The sequence below is a fragment of the Methylobacterium sp. 285MFTsu5.1 genome, assembly GCF_000383455.1.
In the GTDB taxonomy this organism is placed as follows: domain Bacteria; phylum Pseudomonadota; class Alphaproteobacteria; order Rhizobiales; family Beijerinckiaceae; genus Methylobacterium.
In genome coordinates, this window is sequence record NZ_KB911325.1 from 1 (window position 1) to 10,000 (window position 10,000).

Genomic DNA, 10,000 nt, shown 5'->3' on the forward strand with positions numbered 1-10,000 from the left:
GCTCGTCCTCGATCCGCAGCCTGCCGACGTACAGGACCGGGACGGAGCCGTTCCGGTGCTGCGCCTGTCGCGCCGAAGCTTCCCGTTCATTACCAAGGCCTTCGCCGACGCCGGCTATGCCGGCGACAAGCCAGCGAGCGCGACGATCATCGCCGTCGAGATCGTGCGCAAGCCGCCGGATCAGGTCGGCTTTGCCGTGCATCCACGCCGGTGGGTCGTTGAACGGTTCTTCGCCTGGATCAGCCGCAACCGACGCCTCTGGAAGGATCCAGAAGCGACCCTCGCCTCCGCCAGAGCCTTCCTCTACGCCGCAGCCGTCATGATCCTCGTCAGACGCCTCGCCCGATCAACCTGACTTCTCGGACGGACTCTTAGGCAACCGGCATCGTCATTGGCGAACTGGCCTCGTGTTAGCACCCAGCGGGTCCGGCCGTCGGTTGAGGTCACTCGGTACTCTGTAAGTAACTGAACCCCCACCTTGGCGCTGCGCCAAACCAGAACGCGAACCTTGTCCCGGTCATCGGGATAGATGGCAGCGATCTAGGCCTCGGAGGCGATGCCGGTTTCGGCCGCTGCCGGATCAACGTTGAACAGCGGCGCTATGAACCCCCCGACGCGCGCCTGGCCGGTGGTGGCGTTCCACTCTCAACGACCGATGATGGCCTGTTCGTCGAGCGCGCACAGGAACGCTTCATGCCAGGGCTGATCATCAAGGCATCGAGATTTGGGCTTCGGCATCGTCACGCCCGCATTTTGACTGCGTACGCGTTCCCGCGAACGATGCCACTCCACATATTTGCGAGGCACGCGGCACATTAGCGCAACCGAAGCGTGTAGACCGCTATTAGTTGGCGCAGGGAGCGTATTATGAATTCAGCCACGGCTTCGTGTGTGCATGAGCGAAGATGCGATGGGATAGATAATGCGGCCTCAGTGCGTGCCTTCTCTGGATGAGGCTGCCGATAGTGGCGCCTCCGCTCGTCCTGCATCGCTGAACTACATCAAAATTCCGATCCCGAGCACCGCGAATCCTCTCGAGGCATCCGACGGCGGACACATGATCTGGCCGATAACGCCGAGCTGGCCTCTCTCTGCAAAGCTCGAGCGCCAAGCGAGGTGAATGGGCATTCTTTGCCTCACTTCCAAACCTACCCGCGGCGGGCCGACTCGCCTTTGACGCGGGCGAGGTAATCAACGATCACTTTCGCGTCGTCAGGCGTGATTGGCGCCTTGTAAGCAGTGATCATTTTGTCCACGACCTTGTGCCACTCCTCCCAGGAGAGGGCCGGCTGATTCAGGGTGTGGTCGGCGGAGTGACAGGCCACGCAATTGGATGCGATGACCTCAGAGCCGGGGCCTTCGGGGAAGCCAACATCGTCGCCGAACGGTAGGTCGACTTCGGGCTTGGAATGAAGCTCCAGCGGCGCGGCAGCCAATGCCGCCGAAAGCCCTGCGCTGAGACCAGCAAGGGACGCGGCGAGGAGCACCGTGCGTGTGCGTCGGGTCATGGTTCTCTCCTCAAGCCGCGATCAGATCGACGGTCTCGACCTGATTGGCCATGTACCCGCCTGGGTTCCAGACGCGCTGCATCGGCTGCATAACCCGATCGGTGTTGGTGCAACGGGCTGTCACAGTGTGCGCGCCGCGTACTGGCAAGCTGATCGTGGTCTGCCACTGTCGAAAACCGTAGGTGCCTTCATCCCTTCCCAGCACCGTCGGTTGCCAACTCCGGCCGCCGTCGAGCGATAGGTCCACCGCTGCAACGCCGCGGTCGCCCCCAAACGCGATGCCGCGCACGAGCTGCGGCGCCCCCACTGGGACGGTGTCGCCGGACTTGAGGTTGGTCACGAACGAGCGGGGCAGGTTCCTGGTGACCGGAATCATACCGTAGCCCGTCTGCTCGGGCTCGACCGTGTAATTGGGGGTGTCCGGCACACGATAGCTCCGCGTCGTCCACACGCTAGGATCGGAGTGTTCCATCACCTCTATGTTGTTGAGCATCTTGATCCAGTAGACCGCACTCCAGCCGGGGACGATGAGCTTCAGCGGGAAGCCATTCAGCATTGGAAGCTGTTCGCCATTCATCGCAAAGGCCAGCATCACCTCGCCATCGCGGGCGTGATCAAGGCTCAAGGACTTTACGAATTTCGGCGCCTCTGGCAGGATCGGCTCGTCAAGGCCACCGAACAAGACGTGCCCGGCGCCGGCCTTCACGCCTGCACGGTCGAGCACATCCTTGAGGCGCACGCCGGTGTAAAGGCCGTTGCTCATCGAGCCGTTCGCCCATTGGGCGCCGGCGGTCCGCGGTCTGGCGTAGAGGCGCGAATTTCCGGCGCACTGGCTGACCGCCGCGATCTCAAAGCGTGGCAGATCGTGCATCAACTCGTGAAGCGACAGTGATTGTGGCCGCTCAACCAACCCATGGATCTTGAGAGCGAACGTGTTGATGTCGACGCTCGTCGGGAAGGTCGCCCAATGCCAACTGACGAAGTGCTGATTGTTCGGCGTGAACACGCCCTGGTCGAAGACGTCGAAGGGCGTCTCCAGCCACGGTGGCCGCGTACGCTGGACGATCATGCGTCCCTTCTCAGGGTAGGTGGTCGTCATGGGCCGGGTGCTGGGACCACCTGGCACGTGGAAGTCGATCGTCTCGCCTGAGGCTTGGCGGGTGAGCAGGCCGAGTCCACCCATGGCCGCTGCCGACAACAGGCCACGGCGACTCAGGGCCGATGACGAAGGGGTATTTTTCCGCATCACGTCGATGTCCCACTCAGCCAACGCCTAGGCGGTCGGCTGCGGGCATTCGAACCTCTCAGCTTAAGCCAACCTTAAGCGCGCCGGGTCCGCCCCTAGCGAATAGACATTCCTTACCGCCGCACGCGCTCTCATGTGGCGCCCCGTCAGGGTTGAGCATCATAACGTTGCCCGGCGATGAGGTCGGGAGTGCCCGTTCCAGGCTTGAGCGGTTACCTCCCGCTCGCAGGAGCTCGTTCCAGCCGCCTAGGCGGCCGCGAGTTCCACCTCCAACCCCGAGCGATCTTGACGATTGCGGAATCGCAACTTGGCACCGCTCCGTCGGGCCGCCATTTCCGAGATCGCCAGTCCGAGCCCGCTACCGGATGCGCTCTTGTGGCGACCGCGGTAGAAGCGCGTCGTCACGTGCGGCATCTCCTCCTCAGGTATCCCTGGCCCTTCGTCCCTGATGAAGAAGGCAGTGCCGCCGGGCCCCACGCCCCACTCGACCGTGCCGGTGGTCATGTGATGAATGGCGTTCTCATGCAGGTTCCGGATCGCGAGCCGTAGACTCTCTGGATCGCCACGCATCTTGAAGCCGCGAAGGCGTGGATCGATGATCGTCCGGATGCCTTCCGAGACACGCATGCCTTGCACCGTCTCGGCGATCAAGACACCCACATCGACCTCGGTGAGGGGCCCGCCATCCACCTCGGCATCGAGACGAGCGGCATCGAGCAGTTGGCGCACGAGACGAGTGGTCTGGTCCACAGCCGTCAGGATCTGTCGCAGCGCCGCCTTCGCGACACTGGGATCCGGGGTAGCCATCGCAACCTGCGCCTGGGTCTTCAGCCCTGCCAATGGCGTCCGTAACTCGTGCGCAGCGAAAGCCGTAACCGTTCGCTCGTGCCGCCGTGCGATTTCAACCTTGAGGAACAGTGCGTTCAGGGCAGTTGCGAGAGGGCGTACCTCAGTTGGGGCACGGCCGGTATCGATGGCGCGCATATCGTCTGCATCGCGGGCTTCCAAGTCACGGGTCATACGCCGAAGCGGGCGCAGGCCACGGCCGAGGCTGACCCAGATCAGTATGCCCAGCAGCGGAACTACGAAAAGGACCGGGGTCAGAAAGCTTCTCACGAGGTCGGTGACCAAGCGTTCCCGCAAGCCGACTCGATCGCCAACTAGGACGCGAATGCCTTTATCCGGATCCTCAACCGTGAAGACACGCCAGATATCGCCGTTGACCTCGCGCTCGGAGAAGCCCGAGGACGCGTCCGACATGCGGTGCTCCGGGGCCTCGCTCGACCGGGCCAGCATGCTCCCCGACAGCGACCAGATCTGGCAGGCGATCTGACGTTGGTATCCTGTCGGAGACGCAAGCGTAGCGGGCATTCGGGAAGTTGAGTCTTTGTCGACCTTGTCCACGACCGACACGACCATGCGGGCCGCTTCCTGAAGCTGGGTGTCGACGAAGTGCTCCACCTCCCACTTTGAGCTTAAGTAGATCCACGCGACCGCGCTCAACCAGATCAGGCCGGTTGCGACGAGTAGGATGGCGAATAGCCTGACCCGAAGCGACCTCATGCGACGGCTCTCATCCGGTAGCCGAGACCGCGGACCGTCTCAATCGTGTGCTTGCCGATCTTGGCGCGCAGGTTGTGGATGTGAACCTCCACGGTATTGCTCTCAACTTCCTCCTGCCAGCCGTAGAGCCGCGCCTCTAACTCAGCCTTCGAGCGCAGGACATGCGGACGCTCCATCAGAGTGATGAGCACCATGAACTCGCGTCGTGAGACCGTGACGGGTCTATCATCGACCGAAACGGTCTGCGTGCCGGGATCAAGCCGAATGTCCCCATGAGTCAGCATGGCCGAGGCTCGGCCGACGGCGCGGCGAACGACGGCACGAATCCGGGCGGAGAGTTCGTCGAGATCAAACGGCTTGCCGAGATAGTCGTCCGCGCCGCCATCGAGCCCCTCGACTCGGTCAACGATGGCGTCACGCGCCGTCAGAAGCACGACCGGCGTCAGGTTGCCTCGGGCGCGCAGCGTGCGCAGGACGTCCAGGCCCGATCCGTCCGGCAGCATGAGATCCAAGACGATTGCGGAGAACTCTGTCGTGCGCAGCGCGCAGGCTGCATCCTCGCAGGTCCCGACACAATCCACGGTGGCACCGGATAGGCCGAGACCGACCCTTAGGCCATCGGACAGGATCGGATCGTCCTCGACCACAAGTAAGCGCACAACTGTCTCCTTGGCTGCCCAGCACCCTACGGTGCTGCCTTAAGCTTGGCTTAAGCTGCGTCTCGGACTGGCCGTACCCTGTTCCGGAAGCCGAACGCGTCGTCGATCATGCCGAATTTCACTTATACATCCGATGTGTCCTGCGGTGAACGAGGCTCAGGATCCGACGTGATTAGAAGGATTCCCGAAACGAGTGGACCTGCTCACGGCAGGAGGACAGATCCATGTGGAGGTTCGCGCAGGGCGCGGAGCATGGTTCGGATCGCATCGTGGCTCGCCATTGCCTCGGCACTCGGCGCTTGCACAGCCTCGATGGGGCCTCAGCCCCAGGTCGGGGCGATGGGCCCTCGGTTCAGCCCGGACGTACTCCGGCGGTATGCGGCCCTGAGCGACGAACCGTTCCCGGTTCCCGCGATCGATCCGAAAGACCTGAAAGCTCCCTACATCCGGCGTGTTGTAGATTACGCCACCCAGGAGCAGCCCGGCACTCTCATCGTCGATCCCTATCACCGTTACCTCTACCTCGTCATGGAGGAGGGCAAGGCGATGCGTTACGGGGTCGGCGTCGGCAAGGCCGGAATGGAGTTCACCGGCTCCGCGGTCGTCGGACGCAAGGCGGCGTGGCCGCGCTGGACGCCGACGCCTGACATGTTGCGGCGTGAGCCTGAACGGAATGGCCAGTGGGCCGGCGGCATGGCCGGAGGCGAGGGCAATCCGCTGGGCGCGCGCGCGCTGTACCTGTTCAGAGAAGGCCGGGACACGCTGTACCGCATCCACGGCACGGTCGAGCCTTGGAGCATCGGAGAGGCGGTGTCGTCGGGATGCATCCGCATGCTGAACCAGGACATCATCGACCTGCACCGTCGCGTCCCAGTCGGTACCCGGGTCGTAGTCCTCGGCGTACAAGGCCCCGTGGCGGCTCAGCAAACATGGACCGAGCCGCACGATGCAGTGTCTAATGGCATCAGCGAGATAGACAGAGAAACCTACGTCGCTCGCAGACAGCCACCGGCATAGCGGTTTTGCCAAGCAGATGTCGCTGTTCCAGCCTCCGGCGAGAAACTCGGCCATCTCATGTATCGAGCGGCAGCAGAATCTATCAGCGCCGAGTGTCGGGCTTTGCGTTTCTAATGGTGGGCGGCCGGCCTTCGGCACGAGCGAGGTTGCGCCCCGTCAACCTCCTGTGTGGATGGCTCCCGCGCTACAGGGGAATCTGTGACGGTTCGCCGTTTCGCCCGGTGCCGTCTTGTGTCCGGCCTGTTAGCGCGGTGATCGACCGCTGGCCTTGATGGTTTCTGCGGATGATGTCCCATTCCGCTTCGCGGGCTTCAACGCCCTGGACAATTTAGCGGGTTGTCCCCCCAGGCGCCTGACCGGTGGTGTGCCATCACTTCACTGGGATCTCGCAACCTTCTTCGCGCGGCACCGCGTTGATTGGTGAGCTCCTCCTCAGGCAGCGGCGGTGCCGAGCGCGGGCGTCCGGTAACTCTGGCTCGCACCACGCACGTCCCATCGGTCAACGCCGATGATCGCGCTGCAGTGGCCTCGCTGTTTGATGCCGTGCAGGCGTGAACCAGCGTGGACCTCGCCCATGTCGATGAGGGCTACACAGGTGAGCGCGCGGCGGAAGCAGCAGCCGATCACGGCGTCGCCTTGGATGGCGTGAAGCTGCCCGAGACCAAGCGCGGCTTCGTGCTGTTGCCGCGACGCTGGGTGGTCGAGCGTGCTTTTACCGCAATGGCCGCCTCCGCCGCCTGGCCCGCGACTACAAACGCCTGCCCGCCACCTTAGGTTCGCGAGGTAGATCTTGCGCTCGCCTGACGAACGCCACCCGCCGACCAGCCAGCCCTCGGCCCCGGGCAGGTGCCAATTGTTGGCCCAGACCGCCCCATCCCCGATCCGCACCCGGGTCACGGCAAAGCGCGCCGACAGCGCCCTCTTCGTGCCGAATCGCCACGTCACACGCCTCCAGGGCCGTGCGGCCAGAACCGCCTCGGCCTCGCGCGGCTCCTCGTCCGGCACGGGCCTGCGCGCCCGACCCTCGGGCGCGACGAGCTGCACGACTGGGTCGTGGACTCTCTGGTTCATGTCAGTACCGACCGGCTAGAGCTATTCCCGGCCAGGTAGCGACGGCCAAGTCGTCCTCGTAGCCGGCTGCGGTGATGTAGTTGCGGCACTCCTGCGGCGTGAAGCGCGTGAAGGCCTGAGGGATCGCCGCCCAGAGATCCGGGATCGTGCGAGCGGCCGCGCTGCGCAGCAGCGCCTTCAGCTTTGCGAAGGCCTGTTCAATCGGGTTGAAATCAGGGCTGTAGGACGGAAGGTAGAGCAGCCGCGCTCCTGCGGCCTCGATCGCATCCTGCACGCCGGCGACCTTGTGGGCTGGCAGGTTGTCCATGATGACGATGTCGCCCGGCTGCAGCACCGGGATCAGGGTCTCGGTGACATAGCTGCAAAAGCGCGTGCCATTCGTGGGACCGTCCAGCAGCGCGGTCGCGCACAGCCCGCTCGTGCGCAGGGCGGCGGTGATGGTCGTGGTTTTGTAGTGGCCAAACGGGGCGGCAAGCCGGCAGCGCTCGCCGCGTGGGGCCCAGCCGTAGCGCCGGGCCATGTTGGTGGCGGCCGCTGTCTCGTCCAGGAACACCAGCCGGTCCGGATCGAGCTCGGGTTGTGCCTCAAACCACGCCTCGCGGGCCGCTCTTACGTCTTCACGCTCCTGCTCAGCTGCGAACGTCGCCCCCTTTTCCAGGTGATCGCGTGTCGCTGGAAGAAGCGCGACAGGCCGCTTGTGCTGGTCTGGACGCCCTGCTCAGCCAGTCGGTCGTGCAGCTCGCGCAGGAAGAGACGCGGCTCCTGCTCGGAGGTCGCCAGGATCAGTGCGGCATGCGCCTCGATGCGCTGCGAGGTGTGATCGCCGCCCATCGGCTTGGGCGCGACATGGCCCTCTTGGTGGGAGCGCTGCGACCAGCGGCTGGCGCTCGACACGCTGACCCCATAGCGAGCTGCGGCTCGGTGGCACGAGGCCCCTGCCGCCACGGCAGCCAAGACACGCTCGCGTAAGTCGACGGACAAGGGTGAAGGCATGGGCATGCTCCTACACCCGTCAACGCGCCAGCCGCAAACCCGTCGCAATCCGCCCGGGACCGGCTCTAGCACAGGCCACGCGCGTCGAGGCCATGGCGGAAGACGGCGCTCGTGCCATAGCCCGCGTCGGCGGGTACGACGCCGAAGCGCACACCCGCCGCTTACAGGCGATCGAGTTCGGCTTGAGCGATCTCACCTCTGCTACGCGGCGCGATCACCACGTCGCGCACGCCGGCCATCGCGCACCGCTCCGGCTCGGTCACTCACACGTCGGTCAGGAACAAGCGCAGCCCGACAGCAACCGGCACCTCACCCTGCGCCAAGGTGAGGGAGACGAGCGATTGGCAGTTGGCCTCCTTGCCCAGCGCCTCGCGGTACTGGCGCGCGACACCCCGAGCGCGGGCCCTTCTTCGGCGGCGCCGTGCCGTCAATCACGAGGCCGGCGTCGGACCCGCCCACCAGCCGATCCGCTGTGCGGGCCAGTTCGGCCCAGAGCTGTGCGTCGTCCCAGGCCAAGCTGGCGTGGAAGTGCTGGAGCTGATCGTGCCCGGAGAGGCCGATGCGGGCCGCCATCGGCTGCAAGCTTTTGAGATCTCCGGAGCCGAGAAGGCCGCGCAGGCATAGCGGCGCCCAGCATCGGCGAGTCTTGTGCTCCATGGCGGAGAGGAACGGCGTCGGTCATGTATCGAGACCTGGATCGAACGAAGCCTGTGACATCGTCGCCTCCCGGTGCGACCGCAACGGAAGGAATAACGCACCGGCGGCACCAGAGTGCCCCGATAACACTAGCCAGCTGCCTTAGCGTCGAGTGCTGCTGCTGTATAATTGCTAAATCCAGATACAGTGCCTTGCTCCTTCGTATCGACTGCTTGGCTTTTCTGGGTCAGCAATTATTCAGCTATTTAGCCCTGCGCCTCCTTCGCCAGCTCGTCCCAAGCCTCCCAGGTATCAATCCGCTGTCCATAAATTTGGCGGATAATTGGGAGCACGTTTCCTAGCATTAACCTCAACGGCGGCTGCTCACAATCAACTATCTTTAGTATGGCCTTCGCAGTCACCTCAGGGTTTCCGAAAAATTCAGGGGCCAGCATTTCCGCTAGTTTTTGACGATGTTCGTCATAGACAGGATTTTGCGTGGACTGACGAGCAGATGCGGCAAAACCTGTCCGGTAAGCTCCCGGCTCAATTATGGTAATTTTGATCCCTAAAGACGCAACCTCTTGCGAGAGAGCTTCGGCAATCGCCTCGACCGCGAACTTAGTTGCGGAATAGATACCTGTCGTCGCTAGAGATATGAGTCCGCCGCCACTCGATACCGGCAGTATATGCCCACTGCCTTGTGCCCTGAGGTGAGGCAGCACCGCCTGGAGGAGATTCAGTGTCCCAAAAACATTAGTTTCAAAATTCGCTCGCGCCTCATCGATGGAAACTTCCTCGATTGCGCCCATCTGCCCATAGCCAGCATTGCTTATCACTACGTCAAGCCGGCCAAGCTTGTGTCGTACTTGTTCTATCGCGTCGAAAACTGCTGCACGCTCTGTGACGTCGAGCTTAAACGCCAGCAGCCGGTCTCCGTATCGCTCCTGCAAACCTCCGAGATCACCGATGTCCCGAGCCGTTGCGGCCACCTTGTCACCACGATCGAGCGCTGCCTTAGCCCAGATGTGTCCAAAGCCACGTCCCGCACCTGTGATAAGCCAGTTCTTCTGCGACACTTATCTACTCCATCTTGCCTCGGAAGCCCCCCAAAAATCACATCTAGATTTCTGGATAGCGGCCATTCATCAAGGTCTTTTGCTTATACGCTGTCGTGTGCCGACCGGTTACACTCCTTGCCCCACGCGTCTGAGAACCCGTCCGATAAGGGTCTGAGGCGGGGTTGAGTGGCCGGGATGGCGATGGTTCCAGGCGGGTGCTGAAGCCTGACCTGGACCTGCCATGTG

General features: G+C 63.4%; 8 protein-coding genes and 2 pseudogenes. 2 read left to right on the forward strand and 8 right to left on the reverse strand.

Annotation, left to right across the window (positions count from 1 at the left end; genetic code table 11):
* A partial coding sequence (locus H288_RS0131165; RefSeq protein ID WP_020096472.1) for an IS5/IS1182 family transposase occupies positions 1-355 on the forward strand: 355 nt, incomplete at its 5' end.
* Positions 356-1,148: 793 nt separating this feature from the next.
* On the opposite strand, the gene H288_RS0131170 is transcribed toward H288_RS0131165, so the two are convergent.
* The 4 genes from H288_RS0131170 to H288_RS0131185 form a co-directional block, all read right to left on the reverse strand.
* Complete coding sequence (locus H288_RS0131170) at positions 1,149-1,508, reverse strand: hypothetical protein (protein WP_020096473.1); 360 nt, start codon at positions 1,506-1,508, stop codon at positions 1,149-1,151.
* A 10-nt stretch (positions 1,509-1,518) separates the two neighbouring features.
* A complete protein-coding gene (locus H288_RS0131175) occupies positions 1,519-2,607 on the reverse strand; it encodes a molybdopterin-dependent oxidoreductase (RefSeq protein ID WP_244603303.1) in 1,089 nt (362 codons plus the stop codon).
* A gap of 393 nt (positions 2,608-3,000) precedes the next feature.
* Complete coding sequence (locus H288_RS0131180; RefSeq protein ID WP_020096475.1) at positions 3,001-4,317, reverse strand: ATP-binding protein; 1,317 nt, start codon at positions 4,315-4,317, stop codon at positions 3,001-3,003.
* Positions 4,314-4,976 carry a response regulator gene (locus H288_RS0131185; protein ID WP_020096476.1) on the reverse strand — a complete coding sequence of 221 codons (663 nt, stop codon included), beginning with the start codon at positions 4,974-4,976 and terminating at the stop codon, positions 4,314-4,316. The genes H288_RS0131180 and H288_RS0131185 overlap by 4 nt, the downstream gene beginning before the upstream one ends.
* Before the next feature lie 252 nt (positions 4,977-5,228).
* On the opposite strand from H288_RS0131185, the gene H288_RS33310 reads away from it, so the two are divergent.
* Positions 5,229-5,993: a L,D-transpeptidase gene (locus tag H288_RS33310; protein ID WP_020096477.1), complete on the forward strand. Its 765-nt coding sequence runs from the start codon at positions 5,229-5,231 to the stop codon at positions 5,991-5,993.
* Between the two features lie 771 nt (positions 5,994-6,764).
* On the opposite strand, the pseudogene H288_RS34970 reads toward H288_RS33310, so the two are convergent.
* The 4 genes and pseudogenes from H288_RS34970 to H288_RS34600 all read right to left on the reverse strand — a co-directional run.
* Positions 6,765-7,061 (reverse strand): annotated as a pseudogene (locus H288_RS34970) (IS701 family transposase); the annotation flags it as partial.
* 4 nt (positions 7,062-7,065) lie between these two features.
* Positions 7,066-8,057 (reverse strand): IS630 family transposase gene (locus H288_RS34595; protein WP_106735966.1). Its coding sequence is split into 2 segments (ribosomal slippage): positions 7,066-7,718 and positions 7,718-8,057, totalling 993 coding nucleotides; the frame shifts between segments, so codons are not numbered across the junction.
* Between the two features lie 71 nt (positions 8,058-8,128).
* A pseudogene (locus H288_RS33315) lies at positions 8,129-8,714 on the reverse strand (transposase); the annotation flags it as partial.
* A gap of 245 nt (positions 8,715-8,959) precedes the next feature.
* Positions 8,960-9,772: an SDR family NAD(P)-dependent oxidoreductase gene (locus tag H288_RS34600; protein ID WP_081636607.1), complete on the reverse strand. Its 813-nt coding sequence runs from the start codon at positions 9,770-9,772 to the stop codon at positions 8,960-8,962.
* Between the last annotated feature and the right edge of the window lie 228 nt (positions 9,773-10,000).

Coding starts and splice junctions, on each gene's coding strand:
- H288_RS0131170 (WP_020096473.1), bottom strand. CDS start 1,508: ATGACCCGACGCACACGCACGGTGCTCCTCGCCGCGTCCCTTGCTGGT.
- H288_RS0131175 (WP_244603303.1), bottom strand. CDS start 2,607: ATGACGACCACCTACCCTGAGAAGGGACGCATGATCGTCCAGCGTACG.
- H288_RS0131180 (WP_020096475.1), bottom strand. CDS start 4,317: ATGAGGTCGCTTCGGGTCAGGCTATTCGCCATCCTACTCGTCGCAACC.
- H288_RS33310 (WP_020096477.1), top strand. CDS start 5,229: ATGGTTCGGATCGCATCGTGGCTCGCCATTGCCTCGGCACTCGGCGCT.